The sequence below is a fragment of the Pseudomonas sp. DSP3-2-3 genome, assembly GCF_049898225.1.
GTDB lineage: Bacteria > Pseudomonadota > Gammaproteobacteria > Pseudomonadales > Pseudomonadaceae > Aquipseudomonas.
In genome coordinates, this window is the sequence record NZ_JAFCXH010000056.1 from 1 (window position 1) to 18094 (window position 18094).

An 18094-nucleotide genomic window follows, 5' to 3' on the forward strand; every position below is an offset into this window, starting at 1 on the left:
CGCTGGTAGTCCTCGCCCGAAAGCTCGCGCGGGTCATGTTCGCCCTAATGAAAAACCAAACGGAGTACACCCCAAACTTCATGTCTGGGGGTTGCTCACGAACATAGAATCTCCAACGGAATCAGTCGCGGTTGTAAATCCGAATCAACGCACCCCTTCCTGACGCAGCGCGTTGGGAGTGAACTCGCTGGTGGTTGCGGTGAAGCCGAAGTCGTAGGCGCTTTTCTCTTCGTTCTTCATGCCCAGTGCCAGATAACGGCCCGATTGCAGGTCATACAGGGTTTCCAGGGCGTACCACGGCACTTGCTTGTCGTAGTAGTTCTCGCCGTGAGCTTCCGCCACGCGCCACAGTTGGCCGCGACCGTCGTAGTGGTCGATCACCGCTGCCTGCCAGGTGTCTTCGTCGATGAAGAAATCACGCTTGGCGTAGATGTGGCGCTGGCCTTCCTTCAGGGTTGCCGTTACATGCCAGACACGACGCAGTTCATAACGAGCCAGGTCCTGATTGATGTGACCGGCCTTGATGATGTCAGCGTACTTGAGCTTTGGATCGTCCAGCTTGTGGCTGTTGGAGGCGATGTACAGCTCCTGTTTGCCGATCAGTTTCCAGTCGTAGCGATCCGGCGCACCATTGTACATGTCGAGGTTGTCGGAGGTGCGCAGGCCATCGGCTGCAGTACCCGGACCGTCATAGGACACTTGCGGGGCGCGACGGACACGCCGTTGACCGGCGTTATAGACCCACGCTGAACGCGGCTCCTTCACCTGATCGAGGGTTTCGTGAACCAACAGCACGCCACCGGCCAGACGTGCCGGCGCGGTCACTTCCTGCTTGAAGTAGAACAGGATATTGCCAGGGTTCTTCGGATCGAAGTCCTTCATCTTGTCGCGAAACACAAACTGATCGCGGAAATACACCAGGCTGAACGAGCCGTTGGGCTGCGGAGTGGCCTGGGTGACCAGACGCGTCACGCTGCCGCCGCGATAACGTGTGATGTGGTTCCAGATCACTTCGACACCAGAGGCCGGAATCGGGAACGGGACCGCGGTCTCGAAGTTTTCCAGACCGTTGCCGCCGCCGACCGACTTGGTGTTGGTGGCGTTTCTCTTGATAGCGGCGAATACGTCATCCGGCACGGTTGCGCCGCGATGGGACGGATAGACCGGCATTTTGAAGGTTTCCGGGTAGCGCTTGAACATCGCGTACTGCCCCGGAGCCAGCTTGTCCTTGTACTGCTCGACGTTGGCGGCGGTAATCGTGAACTGCGGCTTCTCGCTGGCATACGGATTGGCAAGGAAACCTTTGCTGTCCACCGCGCCGGCGTTCTTCGGCATCGGGCTCCAGGCGGGGATCGTGTTGGCGGCGTTGCCGGCCTTTTCCGCGCCCATTGGCGTCAGCGTGGTTCCAAGCTTGGCGGCTTCCGATTCAGACACTGCGGCCATGACACCGGTTGCCAGCAATGACAGGCTCAAGACACCGATTTGCAACAGACCTGTTGTTATTTTCATTTTCATAATCGTCCTGAAAACCGTGTTCTTAGAAATTCATGCCGAAGCTGAGCGCAACGAAATCGCGATCATCAACAGTCGTGTACTTGCCATCGAAGAAGTTGGTGTACGAGAGGTTCGCCGTGTAGGTGTTCTGGTATTCGGCATCCAGACCGAGGCTGACCGCCTTGCGACCTTCCTCGAAGTTACCGCCAGGACCCGGTGAGTAACCTTCGACGTCATGCGACCAGGCAACGCTTGGACGCAGGTTCACGCCAGCGAACACACTGTTGTAATCCCAGATGGCCCGGGCGCGATAACCCCAGGAGTTGGCGGTGGTGAAACCGTCGTCTTCGCAGTAGCGGCTCAGGTTGTTCTGCGCAGCGCCGGTCAAGGTGCTGGCGTTGAGCGTGGTGCATTGACCGCCAGGCAGCGGGCCTGGACCGTAGCTCGGGTCGCGGCCATAACGAACTTTCGAGGTGTTTTCCAGACCGCCCACGTGGGTCCAGCCAACTTCACCGACCACGGTCAGACGTTCTGCGCCCATCACCTGATCGAAGAACTGGGTGAAGGTGGTTTGCATCTGGGTGATTTCTTTACGGCGATAACCCGGCTGATCGGTGTTCGGGCGACCCGTCAGCACCGAAACGTTAGGGTTGAGCGGCGACAGGCCCGAATACAGGATGTCGGTAGTGTTGACCTGCACCGGAGCGTTCGGACGATAGCTGACCTCGCCGCTCCACGCCGTGCCGGTAGGCAAGGTGGTGGAGAAACTCAGGCCGTACAGGTGGATGTCTTCCGGGTATTCAACGTAGTAGCTGGAGTTGCCGGCGACCACGACCGGCAGCAGGGTCGGCGCCAGCGCGGTAGCGGTGGCGACCGGGATGCCATTACGTGCCAACGAACCTACCAGACCCGCCGCGCTGTAGGCACTGGCCGGGCCGCCCTTGCCGCTGAAGATCGGCGCACGGCTGTGGTAGTTCATGAAATACGCGCCGAACTCGGTGTCCAGCGGTTCGAAGTTGTAGTGCATTGCCAGGCCGAACTGGCCGCTGTCACGGGCGTCACGGTCCGGGCCGCGACGCACGATAGCGCCCTCGTCCGGATTGCCGAAGCGCACACCTTGCTGGTTAAGCGAGTTGAGCACGGCAGCACGCGCACCAGCGGGCAGACCCGCAGCAGTCAGCGAGCTGTTCAGGCCGTTACGGCTGCGCAAGACGGCCAGATTGTTGTCGCAGCCGTCGGAAATCACGTCTGGCTGGGAGAAGAATGTGCCGCAGTTGTCGGTCACGGTCTGGTCCCATTCCAGCTGGTAGAAACCTTCAGCCGACAGGTTTTCAGTGATGCTTTGCGACAGGTAGAACATGTTGACCGGAATCAAGCCTTCCTTGATTTCCGCGCCGGGCCGCCGGAATGCCGAGACGTCGACCGGGTTGATGCTGTTGATGCCGTTCTGGATGAAAGTACTTTCACCCCAGCTGACCACTTGTTTACCCAGACGTACCGAACCTGGCTCATCGCCAATGCTGTAGTTGTGGTAGACGAACGCATCGAGAATCTGGCCGCCGGAAGATTTGGCGCCCTCTTTGCGGTTGGAGTCGCTGATGTCCTTGAATTCACGCCCTTCGTCCTTGAGCTCGAAGTCGTACCAGTACTTGCCCCGCACAAACACGCCGGTGTCGCCGTATTTCAGTTCCAGATCATGGATGCCCTTGAAGATCTTCGAAAACGTCTCCCCACGTTTGAAGTTCAAGTGACCGTCATCGGACGTTTGCGACAGGCCGTGCCCGCCGTTGTTGGAGCCGATGAGGTTCTTGTTGGCCTTTTCAGTCGACCAACTGGCGCCCACAGAGAGCGACGAGTCGAATTTCCCTTCGATTTCGCCGATGTTGAAACTGACGCCGAATGCAGGACCGGCGAGCGTAGAAGCGAGGCTGACGGCCAGGGGCAATCTCGCCCGGCGCCAGAACTGGTTTGCTGATGTCATCGACGCTACTCCATGTGCTTTTATTTTTTTTGGCAGTGGGTACTGCTAAAAACGACCGGGGTTTCTCGTCGAAACTCCGATTTTGACACTAATCGGGTAACCCAGAGGGTTACGACACGACATTGCATCTTTTTGCGCTCTTACCCAGCCCCTGGTGCCGACTATATCCAGCCGGTTGCAACGCTAGATCCCTCTAAAGTGTGATTTGCAGCATCAAACCCTCTGGCACGCGTATTTCCCCGCGATCGTTGCCGCGAGCCGGTGAGGCGAGTGGCTTGAAATCGGTTTTTGACCAGGGAAGTGCTTGTCAGGGGCTATCGGCGGGACCTGCCGCACTCCGGGAGCGCGGCAGGTTGGGTATCAGAGAGTCGAGAGAAAGGTACTGTTACTGTTTTGCCATTCGACGATGTCCACCCGCATGCGCTTCTTGTCGAGTTTGCCAACGCTGGTCTTGGGAATTTCAGTAACAAGCGCGATCTGATGCGGAATCGCCCACTTGTTGATGTGCCCCAGTTCCACGAATGGCTTGAGGTGTTCCTTCAAATCCCGCGCGTCGATGCTGTGGCCATCGCGGATTACCAGCAACGCGAAAGGCCGCTCGCCCCATTGCGGATCGGCGATGCCCACCACGGCCACTTCGCGCACCGCCGGATGGCGGCTGCACAGGTCTTCGAGGTCCAGCGACGAAATCCACTCGCCGCCGGTCTTGATGACGTCCTTGATGCGATCACGAATGTCGATAACGCCCATGCTGTCCAGCGTCGCGACGTCGCCGGTATGCATCCAGCCACCGGCCCAGAGCTCGGCGCCTCTCTGCGGCTCACGGTAATACCCTTCGCTCAGCCAGGGCGCGCGCAACACCAGTTCGCCCTGGGACTCGCCATCGGCGGGCAGGAAATTGCCGTCTTCGTCGACAATCGCCGCGTCCACCAGAATCCCCGGCACCCCGGCCTTGATGCGATAAGTGATGCGCTCGTCTTCGCTGCCTGCACGCAGTTCGTCGTTCAAGTGAGCAACGGAAATCAGCGGCCCGGTTTCCGACATGCCATAAGCGGCGGTCAGCTGAATGCCACGGGCCTTGGCGGACTCGTACAAGCTGCGATTGAGCGAACTGCCACCGATGATGATCTTCCAGCCGCCAAAATCTACGCCTTGAGCGGCCTTGGCGTTGAGCACCATTTGCATGATGGTCGGCACGCAATGGGAGAACGTGACCTTTTCCTTGCGCCACAATTCGACAAGGAATTCCGGGTCGTAACGTCCCGGATACACTTGCTTGATGCCAAGCATGGTCGCCGCATACGGCATACCCCAGGCATGCACGTGAAACATCGGCGTAATCGGCATGTACACGTCATCGGTGCCCAGCATGCGTTCGGCGCTGCCGACAATGGTCGCCACACCCATGGTGTGCAGGACCAGTTGCCGATGGCTGAAGTACACGCCTTTCGGATTTCCCGTCGTGCCGGTGGTGTAGAACGTGGTGGCGATGGAGTTTTCGTCGAAATCTTCGAATTCGTACTGGTTGCTCGCTTGTGCCAGCAAGGTTTCGTACTCGCCGACCAGACCCGGCAAATCAGCGGTCTTCTCAGGCAGATCGGTGAGCAGCAAGGTTTTCTCGACCGTGGTCAGATGGCCGGCAATCCCCTGATACAGGCCGACAAACTCACTGTTGACCAGTACGAACTTATCGTCGGCGTGGTTCATGGTGTAGACGATTTGCTCGGGTGACAGGCGCACATTAACCGTGTGGATCACCGCGCCGATCATTGGAATGGCAAACATGCATTCCAGATAGCGATGGCTGTCCCAATCCATGACCGCGACAGTATCGCCGGCCTTGACGCCTGCGGCAGTCAGCACATTGGCCAGTCGACAGATCCGCTCGGAAAGCTCGGGATAGGTATAGCGAACAGTGTCGCGGTAGACGATCTCACGCGTTTTTTCATAGCGACTGCCGGACATCAATAGCCGCTTGATCAACAGGGGGTACTGATAGGCACCATCGGCTGGTGGAATAACGCGGGTCTGCAGCATAGGAGTTCCTTTTCGAGTGCAAAGTCGAGGCTTGAAAATATGCACTCTAGAGGCCCGACCCGCCAGCCAAATCAGCCGAAGGGATGATTTGCTGGATGAGCGTCAGGGAAAGGCAATTGGCTATATCAATGGCAAATCCAGTGGGAGCAAGCTCGCTCCCACAAACTCAGCGAATCTCGGTAAACGCCAGCTTCAGGCCCAACGCCACCAGCACGGCGCCCATGGCCCGATCAAACCAGTGGCCCATGCGCGCGAAGCCTGCACGCACTCGCTCCTGGCTGAACAGTCGCGCCACCATGCAGAACCACAGGCCCGTCGCCACTGCCAGGTAAACGCCGTAACCCGCCTGCACCCACAATGGCGTGTGCGGATTGATCACCACGGTAAACAGCGACAGAAAGAACAGCGTCGCCTTGGGGTTCAGACCATTGGTGACAAAGCCGCTGGTAAAGGCGCCGCGCGCCGTGCGCTCGCCCGCAGCAACCTTGACCGGCGCATCGCTGGCGTTAGCCGGTTTGGCGCGCAAGGCCTTGAAACCGATGAACAGCAGATAAGCCGCAGCGGCCCACTTCAACGCATTGAACAGCACGATGGACTGGGAAACGATCAGGCCGATCCCCAGCAGCGAATAGGCCACATGCACAAAAATCGCGGTGCCAACGCCCATTGCCGTATACGTCCCGGCTCTGCGACCGTGGGTCACGCTTTCACGCACCACTACAGCGAAATCCGGGCCGGGACTGGCGACGGCGAGCAGGTGAATCAAGGCAACGGTCAGAAATTCCGCCCAGTACATGCGTTTCTCCAAAAATGTAAGCAAGCATTTCGCTCTGTTAGGCTGACCACATTAAGCCTTCGAAACGTCCAATAACAGGTACAGCTGATGAGCAATCACGGTAAGGCAGTTTTTCTCGACCACACTTCCCTGGATCTGGGTGATCTGGACTTCAGCGCGTTGCGCGAATGTTTCGCCGATCTGGTGCTGCATGCCAGCACCACACCCGATCAAGTGATTGAACGCCTGCAAGGCGCAACCGTGGCGATCAGTAACAAGATCATGATTGATGCGGCCACCTTCGCCGCATGTCCCGACTTGAAGCTGGTTCTGGTCACTGCGACCGGCACCAATAACGTTGATCTGGCCGCCGCCCGCCAGCACGGCGTGACCGTGTGCAATTGTCAGGGCTACGGCACACCTTCGGTGGCGCAGCACACCCTGATGCTGTTACTTGCCCTCGCCACCCGGCTGCCGGACTACCAGAACGCGGTGCAACACGGCCAATGGCAGAAGTCCAAACAGTTTTGCCTGCTCAACTTTCCGATTGTCGAACTGGAAGGCAAAACCCTGGGTTTGTTGGGTCATGGCGAACTCGGCGGCGCAGTGGCAAAGCTGGCTGAAGCCTTTGGCATGCGCGTCCTGCTGGGGCAAATTCCCGGCCGTCCGGCCCGCGCTGATCGTTTGCCACTGGAGGAACTGCTGCCGCAAATCGACGCCTTGACCTTGCACTGCCCGCTCAACGAGCACACGCGCGACATGATCGGCGCCCATGAATTGAGCCTGCTCAAACCCCATGCGTATGTGATCAACACGGCTCGAGGCGGGCTGATCAATGAACAGGCGCTGGCGGATGCGCTGCGCAACGGTCATCTGGGCGGCGCGGCATCGGATGTCCTGACCGTGGAGCCGCCGGTTGCTGGCAATCCGCTGCTGGCTGGCGATATTCCCCGCTTGATCATTACCCCACACAGCGCCTGGGGCGCACGTGAAGCACGGCAACGGATCGTGGCTCAGGTGACGGAAAATGCGCTGGGCTTCTTTGCCGGCAAAACGTTGCGGGTGGTGAGTTAGGCCGACCGGCAAGAAGCCTGTAGGAGCGAGGCTTGCCCGCGAAGAACGCTAACGCGGCAGCGTCTGACACACTGAGCCGCCTGATTCGCGGGCAAGCCTCGCTCCTACGGCTCAACCAAGCTGCTAGACTGCGCCCCTTTTCAAGGAGCCCTTTAAATGGACCCGCGCAGTGAAGTGTTACTCCGTCAGGCCGAGCTGTTTCAAGGCTCGTTGCTGCTGGCAGGCTTGCCCGCGGATGATCTGCTTGGGCATTTGCCACAAGCACGCGGCTGGTGCTGGCATGCGGGTGATCAAGCAGCGCTGGATGCCCGTTTCGAAGGCCGCACGCATTTTGGCGTCGACGCGCCGCAAGAACCCTTCGACGCTGCCGTGGTGTTCCTGCCCAAGTCCCGCGACCTGACCGACTACATCCTCAATGCCCTGGCTTCGCGCCTGGCCGGCCGCGAGCTGTTCCTGGTCGGTGAGAAACGCAGCGGCATCGAAGCGGCAGCCCGCCAGTTGAGCCCGTTCGGTCGTGCCCGCAAGCTGGACAGCGCGCGGCATTGCCAGTTGTGGCAGGTCACTGTCGAAACCGCCCCGCAAGCGGTCACCCTGGAAAGCCTCGCCCAGCATTACGAAGTGGAAATGGAGGATGGCCCGCTGAAAGTCGTGAGCCTGCCGGGCGTTTTCAGCCACGGTCGTCTGGATCGCGGCTCGGCGCTCCTGTTGCAGAACATCGACAAGCTGCCCAGCGGCAATCTGCTGGATTTCGGCTGCGGTGCCGGGGTGCTCGGGGCTGCGGTAAAACGTCGCTATCCGCACAACAACGTGATCATGCTCGACGTGGATGCCTTCGCCACCGCCAGCAGTCGTCTGACCCTGGCTGCCAATGGCCTGGAAGCCGAGGTGCTGACCGGTGACGGAATCGACGCGGCACCCATGGGTTTGAGCACGATTCTGAGCAACCCGCCGTTCCATGTCGGGGTGCATACCGATTATCAGGCAACGGAAAACTTGCTGCGAAAAGCACGCCAACATCTGAAATCAGGCGGCGAACTGCGCTTGGTGGCGAATGCCTTCCTCAAGTATCAACCCCTGATCGAAGAGCATCTGGGCGTGTGCGCAATCAAGGCCCAAGGCAACGGCTTCCGGATCTACCGCGCCAAGCGTGCCTGAAAATAAGCGCTTGCCGAATGCGATCTGCGTAGGCAGAATCCGCTCCGTCCTAGGGGAGTAGTCTCCCACGAGCATCAAGCTCGTCCGGTACGCATCAACATACTTGGTCCTCAGACCATGGTGCGTACGACCCCGAATCCGCTCAGACGGATCGGTGGTTTGACCAGACCTATGACACGAACACCTTACCCGGGGCGGGGAGGTTGTACGTGTCATAGCCGTGTCGACCCGCCCCTTAGGAAAACCCTGATGCTGGAATCCCTGTTGGTCCCCACCGCTGTCGTCGCACTTGCCGAAATCGGTGACAAGACCCAACTCCTCGCCCTCATTCTCGCCGCGCGCTTTCGCAAGCCCTGGCCGATCATCGCCGGTATTGTCGCGGCTACGCTGGCCAACCACGCTGCGGCGGGCGCAGTCGGTGCCTGGTTTGGCAGTTTCTTCTCTGACGCCACGCTGCACTGGATTCTTGCCGCGAGCTTCACCGCCACCGCGCTGTGGACGCTGGTTCCCGACAAGATGGACGATGACGAAGCCGGCAACGGCCGCAAATTCGGGCCGTTCCTGACCACGCTGATTGCGTTCTTCATCGCGGAAATCGGCGACAAGACGCAAATCGCCACGGTGATGCTGGCGGCGCAATATTCCTACCTTTGGCTAGTGATTATCGGCACGACGCTGGGCATGTTGATCGCCAACGTTCCGGTGGTCCTGGCGGGCAACTTCGCCGCCGACAAGCTGCCCCTGACTCTGATCCGGCGCCTGGCGGCCTGCGCCTTCTTCGTGCTGGCGCTGGTCGCGGTGTACAAGGCGATGCAGGTGAGTGGGTGGGTTTGATCAACAGCTGACGCAAACCTTGTGGGAGCGAATTCATTCGCGAAAGCTCTATGTCAGGCGCTGGATTGCAGACGACTGTACTGGCCTCTTCGGGAATGAATTCCCTCCCACAGTTCGCCGTTACGGGCTGGTCATTACTTCTTGGCGGCCTGATACAACGGCATCACCTTGGGAATCGCTGCCTGCAACGAAGCGACCCGAGTCGCCGAAGCCGGGTGAGTACTCATGAATTCCGGCGGTGAACCGCCGGAGTTCTGGCTCATTTTGTCCCAAAGCGTAATCGCCGCGTTCGGGTTGTAGCCAGCACGTGCTGCCAGCTCCAGACCGAGCAGATCCGCTTCGTTTTCATTGCCGCGACTGTTCGGCAAGGTCAGGCTGTAATTGACCACGGTATCGGCCAGCGCGAGGCTGTCTTGCCCTAACCCGAGCAAGGCACCCGCGCCCTGTTTGGCCATCGCCACGCCATAGGCTTTGGACATCGCTTCGCGGCCGTGCTCGCGCAATGCGTGGGCGATTTCGTGGCCCATGACTGCGGCGATTTCATCGTCGGTCAGTTTGAGTGTGTCGATCAGCCCGCTGTAGACAATGATCTTGCCGCCGGGACCGCAGTTGGCATTCAGGTCATCGCTCTTGATCAGATTGACTTCCCACTGCCACTGCGCGGAATCCGGTCGCAGCTTCGGCGCCTGGGCGATCAACCGGTCGGCAATCGCATGCACGCGTTTGGCATTGCTGCTGGTGGTATCGAGCACGCCCTTGCCGGACGCTTCGCTCACCGTTTCCTGATAGGACTGGGCGTACATCTTGTTCACTTCGTCGGTCGAAAGCATGCTAAACATGTATTGCTTGCGCTCGACGCCCACCGCATCCCCGCTGGTGGTGTTTACAGATTGGCAACCGCTGAGCAACAGGCTGGTACTCAAGGCACATAAGACAAATGAACGACGCATGATGAATCTCCCTGGAAACATGCTGGTCATCCTAGGCGTAGCAGAGCGTATGCGCCAGAGGTCGACCGATTGCCCTTTGGTCAGCTGATCCGGCTGATGGTTCCCGGCCATCGGCGATTGATCAATCAGTTCAAGGTGTAGGCAGGACCGGACTTTTCCGGGAGGGCGACACTACAAAGGCGTCAAACACTCTGGCGCGTTGAGCTTCGGATCGTTCACCAGATTGGCCAGCGGCCGTTCGCGCAGGGCGGTTTGCGGGCTGGCCAGCAGGGCTTGCAGGGTCGGCAACGGCGTGTCGGCTGCCAGCCAGTCCTTCTGCCCTTGAGCATCGAGAATCAACGGGCGGCGCTGGCTGGCGGCAAGTTGGGTGACCACCGCAACACTCAAATACGTATGCCCTTGCACGGGATACGCCTCCCAGATCGCGGCGAAAAACAGTGCCGAGCCCTCCCCCGGCGTCAGCCAGAACGGCCGTTTGCGGGTCGTGCCGCGCCATTCGTAGAAGCCATTGGCCGGCAGCAGGCAGCGCCGCGAGCGAAACGCATCGCGAAACATCGGTTGTTCGACCAGCGTTTCGGCGCGGGCATGAGCCGGCGTGCGCGACAGGTCGGTCAACCACGCCGGAGTCAAACCCCAGCGGGCGCGGGCCAGTTCAAGGTCGCCCCCGGTTTCGCTGCTGGCGCGCAGCATCAATACCGAGTCGGTCGGGGAAATGTTCCATTGCGCCTGTTGGTCTGCCGGGAAACCGGGCAAAGCCGCAAAAGCGGGCGTCCAACGAAACAGCGCATAACGTCCACACATGAGGGCAACAAGACTCTTTTTGGCAGCTAAAAAAACGGAATCGGGCAGCGCGTCAACACACCAGCACGTCGGGGAAATTGTCCGGCTCGTCGCCGGACACAGGCAGCGCTGCATTGTACGCAGTGATCAACTCCCGTGCGTGTTCGGCCTGATCGTTATCCACCGACAGACCCAACACGCCAAAAATCGGCAGCTCGCCCACCCCGCCCAGCAAATCCCTGCCGGTCAGATGCGCCTGCACGCCTTCACTGGCCAGCATGCCTTGCAGCAACTCGCCTTCCAGCAGGTTTTCCGGCTCGTAGATTTTCTGCATCACTCATTCTCGCTACGCACATCCAGATTCCAGTCTTCACCATCGGTCTGCAGATCGAAAACGATCGGCCGACAGCACACCGGACAATCCTCGATGTACTGCTGATCACCGCCGGAAAGGTCCAGCACCGCTTCGACCGGTTCACCGCAGTAAGGGCAGTCGTAACTCTGTAATTCCTGCATCAAGGTCTCCAGGACTAGTTGTGCGTATAATCGCGCTCTATTTGAAGGCTGATGTACTAGAGTCTGGACGTTATTTTCAGACCCAGCCTCCCTTTTCCTGCCATTCCCTACAAGAGAGCATGATGGGCGAATTCGATGCCATCCGACCTTACGACGACGCCGAAGTCCCAGCTGTACTCGCGCGCCTGCTCAGCGACAAAGCATTCCTGGCGATCCTGACTCATTTCCGCTTCCCGCGCCTGGCCGGCGCGTTTGGCTGGGTGCTGCAACCGGTTCTGGCACGCAAGCTGCGTCGCGAGTTTGCCGGTATCGATTCGGTGGCCACGCTTCAGGACAAGGTCGAGTATTACGTCGACCACACCATCGAGCGCGCCACTGACGGTGTGACCTACACCGGCGTCGAGCAGTTCAAGTCCGGCAGTGCCTATCTGTTTCTGGCCAACCATCGCGACATCGTGATGGACCCGGCCTTCGTCAATTACGCGATTTATCACGCTGGCTTGCCGACTCCGCGCATTGCCATCGGCGACAATCTGCTGCAAAAGCCCTTCGTCAGCGACCTGATGCGTCTGAACAAGAGCTTCATCGTGCACCGTTCCATCATCGGACGCCGGGAAAAGATGGCGGCGTACCAGTTGTTGTCGGCGTACATCAATCACTCGATTCGAAACGATTGCCAGTCGATCTGGATCGCCCAGGCCGAGGGCCGGGCCAAGGACGGCGACGACCGTACCGAATCGGCGATCCTGAAAATGTTCCACATGAGTCGCAAGGACGAGCCGTTTGCCGAAGTAATCCGCTCGCTGAACCTGACGCCCGTGTCGATCAGCTACGAATACGATCCGTGCGACCATGCCAAGGCACGCGAGCTGTACATCCGCGCCACTACCGGGAGTTACACCAAAGTGCCGGGCGAGGATGACGTCAGCATCGCGCTGGGGATTACCGGCTACAAAGGCCGGGTGCATGTGAACTTCGCGCCGCCGATCACCGAGCTGTTCGAAGACACCAAAGCGCTGGCCGTCGAAATGGACCGGCAGATTCTCGGCGGCTATCGCCTGTTCCCCGCGCATTACCTGGCTTACGCGCAATGGGCCGAGGCTGATCCGGCACTTGGCGTGCCATTGGCGGCGGATGTATTTGCGCCCGAGGAGCTGGCCAAAGCCCAGGAAGAATGGCAACGCCGCCTCGAAGGATGTCCGGAAGAACATCGGCCGTTTCTGGTTCAGCAATATGCGATGCCGGTACGTAATCAGTACCGGGTCAAGGCCGGGATCGCGCTATAACTGGCGGGCAGGCTGCAAACAACAAGGCGCTCTTCAAGAGCTCCTTGTGCTTGATGGGTTACAGCATGGCTTACAGCCCGGTGCTGACCCACGACAGCAGCAACGCAAACCCCAGACAAGCCGCACCCACGCGATAACACAGCCGGTTCATGCGCAGCGACGACCCGTCCATCAAATGCATGGGTTCGTCGATTTGCGACAAGGCGCTTAGCACCGCCAGATGCCTGAGTTCGCGCTGTTCCCGGTTTCGCGTCACGTACAGCAGGCTGATTCCGGGGCAGGCGGCCAGCAATGCGAGCAGGTTGAGGGTAAAGGCAGGCGGGAGGGATAACAGCGACATTGCAGCCTCGATGGCGTTTTCAAAGCGCGCCGTGGGGTTCAGAGTTGATAGAACCCTAATCTAGCCACCGTCACCTTAACGTAACCTGAACCGGGCACTGTATGGCACCTCGAGGGATAACCTCGATCCCTTCTGGAGCCATTCATGCTGCACGCCAAGAATCAGGACCGCCTGTATCTGATCGCCCCGAGCGACGAACAGGAAGCATTGATCGACGCTTTGTCCTTCAACGTCCAGGACCGCCACTGGCTGGTGTACTGCGCCCTCGGCGGGCATCAACACCACGATCTGCCGGACATGGATCAGCAGACCGGTTTCAGTTTTCTGGATTTTTATCAGCAGGCTGCATAGAACGAACAGTGGGAGCGAGCTTGCTCGCGAAGACGGTGGTTCAGCCATCAGAAATGCGTGGGATGCAATGGCCTCTTCGCGAGCAAGCTCGCTCCCACCAAGCCTGCTTTTGTCACACAACAAAAAACCCGGCCTCTTCACAGAGGGCCGGGTTTTTTTGATCCAGCGGTAACGCTCTTACTGCGCCAGCGTCCGGCCAATCGTCTGATCCTGGAACAGACGCGTCAGCGCATCGCTCAACACGTCGCTGACCAGCTTGGTGTTGGTTTCCTGGTTCGGCGCCATGCCAAAGCGCTGGTCCAGGGATGCGGCATAACGACCGCTGTAGCTCTTGCCATTGTTCTGCACGTCGGCGCGGAACGTCGAGCTGATAGTCGCTTCGGTCACGTACAGGCCTTCTTTCGGCGACTGATATTTCAGATCGGCGAGGGTCACGGTCAGTTGTGGACCGCTGCCGCTGGAACTCGGCGTGAAGCCCAGCAAACGTACAGCCGCTTCGGCCTGGGCTTGCAGCTTGGGCAGCAGATCGGCACCGGATACGCTGATCGCGCTGGTTTCCGGGTACATGCCGCCACGGGTGCCGAGTGTCGGGCCAGGACGACCATCAACCACACGCACGACCACTGGCTGACCACGCCCTACGGGTGCAAGCTGGGCGTTCAGCTTGGGCTGCGGACTAAGTTGTTGCGGGCTGTGGGCACAGCCGACCAGCGTAAGACTGCTAATAGCAAGCAAACCAAACAAAATGCGACGCAGCATGCTCATCTCTCCATGGGCAGGGCACTAAATGTGCCGCAGTATAGCGGCGCTCACGGCACGCTAACCAGTGAAAATCGGACTGCAAACAGACCGCAATGGTTCAGCAACACAGATGTCACCGTCATGTCACGTCCAGCGTGCAACCTATGCTCAATCCAACAGGAGCATCGTCATGGACTTTCTCTGGTCTCTGTTCAGCCCACGTCGTCAATATCGCCACTACGCCCGTGTCGACCACTCCGGCATTTGCCAGGCATTCAAGCGCTGCCGTCAGGCTCCGGAAGGCAGCGAATGGGTCGAAATCGTCGAAGAAAATCTCTCCTGGTTAGGTGCTCCACTGCCCGCCAACGCCCGCCAGCAGAGAGCTGCACGCCGGTCCACTGTGCAGCGGATGCTCACCGTCTGACCGGACGACGAATAAAAGTCACTTAATCAGATCAATTCCAGTCGTTTCATCGCTATAATCTCCCCCCGATTATAAGGACGTCTCCTGATCGGGCCTCGCAGCATTGCTAATCACTGGATTAGCGCCTTCGTATTGCCCACAGAGAGCCGCCCACACAGATCATGTGCAGGCATCTGTACTCGCTGGCTGGCGAATCGTTTCGAACCTTTCCTGCCATAAAGCGCCTTACTCTTGCCTGCCTTCGATCTGCCAGAGCTGCCATCGCGCAGCCCTTTTTGAGGTTTGAGGTTCACGTTTCCAAAAGAGCGTGAAAAAAACGGGTTTCACAACTTCACAAGAGTGTGGCGAGCAAATGAATAGGTACGCGTTTGTAAATGCACCATTATCAGCGTCTGACCCAGCCCCTTTGAACAGGATTGATCGCTGCTGCGCAGTCTCCATGACCGGAGTCTGAAGCCTGTCCCCTACGGATTTGGTTGCATTACCGGAGGCCTTGACGATAGTCGAATGGCCGGCCGGCCTGAAAAATGCGTTCATGCAAGCTTTATGAACAGCTCATTCAGGTCCGCTTGGTGACCTCCCGTTGACGATGCGAAAAATTGCGAAGAACCGGACATGCCGATCCTGGCCAGCGTTACCTGGGGACTACTTTGATCCATGCCCCGCGACCTGGCGACCGACCTCGGGATCGTATGCCGTCAATTTGGTGCTGCAGATTTTGGAGACGCGTTAATGGCGCATAACGAAGCAGTTGATGTGGTATTGGTCGGGGCAGGCATCATGAGTGCCACCCTCGCCGTACTGCTCAAAGAGCTCGACCCCAGCCTGAAGCTGGAAGTCGTTGAGCTAATGGATTCTGGCGCTGCGGAGAGTTCCAACCCGTGGAACAACGCCGGTACCGGCCACGCCGGGCTTTGCGAACTGAACTACACGCCGCCTGCGGCCGACGGTTCCATCGACATCAAAAAAGCCGTGCACATCAACACCCAGTTCGAAGTCTCGAAGCAGTTCTGGGCGTATCTCACGCAAAAAGGCACTTTCGGTTCCTCGAAATCCTTTATCGCCTCGGTGCCGCACCTGAGTTTTGTCCAGGGCGCGGAAGGCATTTCGTTCCTCAAGACGCGCTATGAAGCCATGCGCAAGCATCACGCGTTTGCGTCCATGGAATACACCGAAGACAAGGCCACGCTTGCTGAGTGGATGCCGCTGATGATGCCCGGCCGTCCGGCCGACGAGCAGATCGCCGCGACCCGTGTGATGCACGGCACCGACGTCAACTTCGGCAACCTGACCAACCAGTTGCTCCAGCACCTGACCAGCACCCCGGATTCACAGGTCAAGTACTGCAAGCGCGTAACCGGCCTGAGCCGGAAAGGTGACGGCTGGAGCGTCAGCATCAAGGACGTGAACAGCGGCAGCACCCGCGAAATCGATGCCAAATTTGTGTTCCTCGGCGCAGGTGGCGCGGCCTTGCCGTTGCTGCAGATGTCGGGCATCGAAGAAAGCAAAGGTTTTGGCGGCTTCCCGGTCAGCGGTCAGTGGCTGCGTTGCGACAACCCGGAAGTGGTCAAGCGCCACCAGGCCAAGGTCTACAGCCAGGCAGCAGTGGGTTCGCCACCGATGTCCGTGCCGCACCTGGACACCCGCGTGGTGGATGGCAAGAAATCCCTGTTGTTCGGGCCGTATGCTGGTTTCACCACCAAGTTCCTCAAGCACGGCTCGTTCCTGGACCTGCCATTGTCGGTTCGCGCCGCCAACATCGGACCGATGCTGGCCGTGGCCCGGGACAACATGGATCTGACCAAGTACCTGGTCAGTGAAGTCATGCAGTCCATGGAGCAGCGTCTTGATTCCCTGCGCCGCTTCTACCCTGAAGCCAAGGCCGAAGACTGGCGCCTGGAAGTGGCCGGGCAACGGGTGCAGATCATCAAGAAAGACCCCAAGAAAGGCGGCGTGCTGCAATTTGGTACCGAACTGGTGTCAGCCAAGGATGGTTCGCTCGCTGCCCTGCTGGGTGCTTCACCCGGCGCTTCGGTAACGGTGTCGATCATGCTGGAACTGATCGACCGTTGCTTCCCGGAAAAAGCCCGTGGCGAATGGGCTGCCAAGCTCAACGAAATTTTCCCGGCGCGGGAAAAGATTCTTGAAACCGATGCGCAGCTGTATGAGCGCGTCAGCACCGAGAACAACGAGCGCCTGGAACTGATCGAAAAACGCAGCGCAGTGCAAAGCATCGCGTAATCGTTCAGCCACAAAAAAACGCCCTTCGGGGCGTTTTTTTTGCTCTGCCGTTTTGATCAGCCGCGAGCTTTTTCGATCAGCTCGATGTATTCCTCGGCGTTGCGTTGATCCTTGATCAAGGCGATGAAATCGTTGCCGTGCTCGTCCTTACCATCGAAGTCGTAACCGGCTTCGCGGAAGAACACCAGGAACCGCTCGAAATCATTGACCCGCAGGCCACGGTAGGCCTTGATCAGCTTGTGCAGCGACGGCGATGTGGCGTCGACCGGCTCGAAATCGAGGAACAACTTGATCTGCGCATCGCCGATCTCGTCGCCGATCAACTGCTTCTTATCTTTACGCATTGCTGACTCCAACTGAATCGCGGACATGTTAACCGGCGGGCAGTTTACCCCCCGCCCGGCTCAGGGCTCAACGCATACGCGCAGGTGTGGTGTGCAAATCGGCCCAGACGTGGCCATTGGCATAGCTCAGGAACTGACAGTAAACCTTCTCGCTGCGCAGCAGGTCGACCATCATCCGATACTGGTCAACCGGGTAATACAGGGTCAGTACGCGGCTTTTCTCGTCGTAAGTCGGCTTTTTCAGGCTTTTGCTTTCACCATCGAAGTGGATCAACACTTCGGAAATGGTCGCGCCCTTGTTCAACGGCTTGCCCTTGAGGCGCAGCAGGATCGGTGACGTCACCGGAATCGGCTGCTGATTGGACTGCCGCTGACTGCCGATCACCACGGAATATTCAGTGATCTGCAACAACTGCTGCTGCTCGGGCTCGCCTTCCCGGACGTTCAGGTCGTCGGGCGGCAGGTACTGGGCATGCATTGGCTCGGCGGAAACGCTTGCCACCAAAGGCAAACTGCACAAAAGCGCCAACGCCGCGCTACGGATCAAAAACTTCATTTCGACTTCCCGCAAGGACTGGCCTGGCACTTTAGCATGGCGATGCAGAAATCCGTGTTTGTGGGAGCTTCCGAGCAGCGCGAGGCTGCGATAGCGGTTTGAAGTGCACCCCAAAAGTTGGACACCCATCCAACCTCTGGGGTGTTTTTCATGAGCAAGTACACAACACAATTCAAGCTGTCCGCCATCGAAGCCTTTCTTGAACGAGGCAGAGG

19 protein-coding genes, 1 pseudogene and 1 riboswitch are annotated in these 18094 nt (G+C 58.9%); of the genes and pseudogenes, 8 read left to right on the forward strand and 12 right to left on the reverse strand.

The annotated features are described in order from the left end of the window. Positions 1–107: pseudogene (locus ACP7E4_RS29740) on the forward strand (IS110 family transposase); the annotation flags it as partial. Between the two features lie 37 nt (positions 108–144). Here ACP7E4_RS29740 and ACP7E4_RS29745 read toward each other — a convergent pair. The 4 genes from ACP7E4_RS29745 to ACP7E4_RS29760 form a co-directional block, all read right to left on the reverse strand. Further along, a complete protein-coding gene (locus tag ACP7E4_RS29745; protein ID WP_426119737.1) occupies positions 145–1509 on the reverse strand; it encodes a DUF1329 domain-containing protein in 1365 nt (454 codons plus the stop codon). A 28-nt stretch (positions 1510–1537) separates the two neighbouring features. Then, positions 1538–3475 carry a DUF1302 domain-containing protein gene (locus ACP7E4_RS29750; protein ID WP_426119739.1) on the reverse strand — a complete coding sequence of 646 codons (1938 nt, stop codon included), beginning with the start codon at positions 3473–3475 and terminating at the stop codon, positions 1538–1540. A 360-nt stretch (positions 3476–3835) separates the two neighbouring features. Beyond that, the gene (locus ACP7E4_RS29755) at positions 3836–5512 is read right to left on the reverse strand and encodes a fatty acid--CoA ligase (protein WP_426119741.1); all 1677 of its coding nucleotides are present in this window, start codon (positions 5510–5512) and stop codon (positions 3836–3838) included. Positions 5513–5678: 166 nt separating this feature from the next. After that, a complete protein-coding gene (locus ACP7E4_RS29760) occupies positions 5679–6308 on the reverse strand; it encodes a LysE family transporter (protein ID WP_426119743.1) in 630 nt (209 codons plus the stop codon). An 87-nt stretch (positions 6309–6395) separates the two neighbouring features. On the opposite strand from ACP7E4_RS29760, the gene ACP7E4_RS29765 reads away from it, so the two are divergent. The 3 genes from ACP7E4_RS29765 (at position 6396) to ACP7E4_RS29775 (ending at position 9350) form a co-directional block, all read left to right on the forward strand. Beyond that, entirely contained in the window at positions 6396–7361 is a 966-nt protein-coding gene (locus ACP7E4_RS29765) for a 2-hydroxyacid dehydrogenase (RefSeq protein WP_426119744.1), read from the forward strand. Positions 7362–7517: 156 nt separating this feature from the next. Next, positions 7518–8516, forward strand: a complete 999-nt coding sequence (locus ACP7E4_RS29770) for a methyltransferase (RefSeq protein WP_426119746.1) — start codon at positions 7518–7520, stop codon at positions 8514–8516. A 39-nt stretch (positions 8517–8555) separates the two neighbouring features. Next, a riboswitch (yybP-ykoY riboswitch) is annotated at positions 8556–8745 on the forward strand. 20 nt (positions 8746–8765) lie between these two features. Continuing rightward, positions 8766–9350 carry a TMEM165/GDT1 family protein gene (locus ACP7E4_RS29775; protein WP_065833254.1) on the forward strand — a complete coding sequence of 195 codons (585 nt, stop codon included), beginning with the start codon at positions 8766–8768 and terminating at the stop codon, positions 9348–9350. Positions 9351–9484: 134 nt separating this feature from the next. Here the strand turns inward: ACP7E4_RS29775 and ACP7E4_RS29780 are convergent, their stop codons facing one another. From ACP7E4_RS29780 to ACP7E4_RS29795, 4 genes are all read right to left on the reverse strand, one after another. Further along, complete coding sequence (locus tag ACP7E4_RS29780; RefSeq protein ID WP_426119748.1) at positions 9485–10300, reverse strand: M48 family metallopeptidase; 816 nt, start codon at positions 10298–10300, stop codon at positions 9485–9487. 171 nt (positions 10301–10471) lie between these two features. Then, complete coding sequence (locus ACP7E4_RS29785; protein ID WP_426119750.1) at positions 10472–11101, reverse strand: SOS response-associated peptidase; 630 nt, start codon at positions 11099–11101, stop codon at positions 10472–10474. A 52-nt stretch (positions 11102–11153) separates the two neighbouring features. Beyond that, on the reverse strand, positions 11154–11414 hold the full coding sequence (locus ACP7E4_RS29790; RefSeq protein WP_341522719.1) for a putative signal transducing protein: 261 nt from the start codon (positions 11412–11414) through the stop codon (positions 11154–11156). Further along, entirely contained in the window at positions 11414–11596 is a 183-nt protein-coding gene (locus tag ACP7E4_RS29795; RefSeq protein WP_003318204.1) for a CPXCG motif-containing cysteine-rich protein, read from the reverse strand. The genes ACP7E4_RS29790 and ACP7E4_RS29795 overlap by 1 nt, the downstream gene beginning before the upstream one ends. A 122-nt stretch (positions 11597–11718) precedes the next feature. Between ACP7E4_RS29795 and ACP7E4_RS29800 the strand changes: the two genes are divergently transcribed. Next, positions 11719–12882 (forward strand): 1-acyl-sn-glycerol-3-phosphate acyltransferase, encoded by a 1164-nt coding sequence (locus ACP7E4_RS29800; protein WP_426119753.1) that lies wholly within the window; start codon positions 11719–11721, stop codon positions 12880–12882. A 70-nt stretch (positions 12883–12952) separates the two neighbouring features. Here the strand turns inward: ACP7E4_RS29800 and ACP7E4_RS29805 are convergent, their stop codons facing one another. Then, complete coding sequence (locus ACP7E4_RS29805; protein ID WP_426119756.1) at positions 12953–13222, reverse strand: hypothetical protein; 270 nt, start codon at positions 13220–13222, stop codon at positions 12953–12955. 144 nt (positions 13223–13366) lie between these two features. Here ACP7E4_RS29805 and ACP7E4_RS29810 point away from each other — a divergent pair, with 144 nt between their 5' ends. Next, positions 13367–13573 carry a hypothetical protein gene (locus tag ACP7E4_RS29810; RefSeq protein WP_020290451.1) on the forward strand — a complete coding sequence of 69 codons (207 nt, stop codon included), beginning with the start codon at positions 13367–13369 and terminating at the stop codon, positions 13571–13573. Positions 13574–13750: 177 nt separating this feature from the next. On the opposite strand, the gene ACP7E4_RS29815 is transcribed toward ACP7E4_RS29810, so the two are convergent. After that, positions 13751–14332 (reverse strand): YajG family lipoprotein, encoded by a 582-nt coding sequence (locus tag ACP7E4_RS29815; protein WP_426119758.1) that lies wholly within the window; start codon positions 14330–14332, stop codon positions 13751–13753. A gap of 172 nt (positions 14333–14504) precedes the next feature. Here ACP7E4_RS29815 and ACP7E4_RS29820 point away from each other — a divergent pair, with 172 nt between their 5' ends. Together ACP7E4_RS29820 and mqo are read left to right on the forward strand one after the other, a co-directional pair. Beyond that, the gene (locus tag ACP7E4_RS29820) at positions 14505–14738 is read left to right on the forward strand and encodes a hypothetical protein (RefSeq protein WP_426119759.1); all 234 of its coding nucleotides are present in this window, start codon (positions 14505–14507) and stop codon (positions 14736–14738) included. Positions 14739–15470: 732 nt separating this feature from the next. Next, positions 15471–16979, forward strand: coding sequence for a malate dehydrogenase (quinone) (mqo, locus tag ACP7E4_RS29825; RefSeq protein ID WP_426119761.1), 1509 nt, complete (start codon positions 15471–15473; stop codon positions 16977–16979). A gap of 56 nt (positions 16980–17035) precedes the next feature. Here the strand turns inward: mqo and ACP7E4_RS29830 are convergent, their stop codons facing one another. Together ACP7E4_RS29830 and ACP7E4_RS29835 are read right to left on the reverse strand one after the other, a co-directional pair. Then, entirely contained in the window at positions 17036–17323 is a 288-nt protein-coding gene (locus tag ACP7E4_RS29830) for a PA4642 family protein (protein WP_426119764.1), read from the reverse strand. 67 nt (positions 17324–17390) lie between these two features. Then, entirely contained in the window at positions 17391–17879 is a 489-nt protein-coding gene (locus ACP7E4_RS29835; RefSeq protein WP_426119766.1) for a hypothetical protein, read from the reverse strand. Between the last annotated feature and the right edge of the window lie 215 nt (positions 17880–18094).